This window comes from Klebsiella sp. 141240 (genome assembly GCF_050600805.1).
Classification (GTDB): domain Bacteria; phylum Pseudomonadota; class Gammaproteobacteria; order Enterobacterales; family Enterobacteriaceae; genus Klebsiella; species Klebsiella aerogenes.
The window spans coordinates 1-257 of sequence record NZ_JAQIRK010000086.1; the positions used below are offsets into that span (position 1 = coordinate 1).

The 257-nt window shown below is 51.8% G+C and carries 1 protein-coding gene; it reads right to left on the reverse strand.

Going from position 1 to position 257, the window contains the following annotated elements; all coding sequences use genetic code 11:
- Positions 1 to 257, reverse strand: a 257-nt coding sequence (locus PGQ95_RS26465; protein WP_430919904.1) for an EF-Tu/IF-2/RF-3 family GTPase, incomplete at both ends; no start/stop codon positions are given.

Sequence of the window (257 nt, forward strand, 5' to 3'; positions counted from 1 at the left end):
TTGGTGTGCGGCTTGATGCTGCCCGGCTTAGCCAGTACCTGACCACGTTCGATTTCTTCACGTTTGATACCACGCAGCAGAACACCTACGTTCTCACCAGCACGGCCTTCGTCCAGCAGTTTGCGGAACATTTCAACGCCAGTACAGGTGGTTTTCGCGGTTTCTTTGATACCAACGATTTCAACTTCTTCACCAACTTTGATGATACCGCGCTCTACACGACCGGTAACAACGGTACCACGACCGGAGATGGAGAA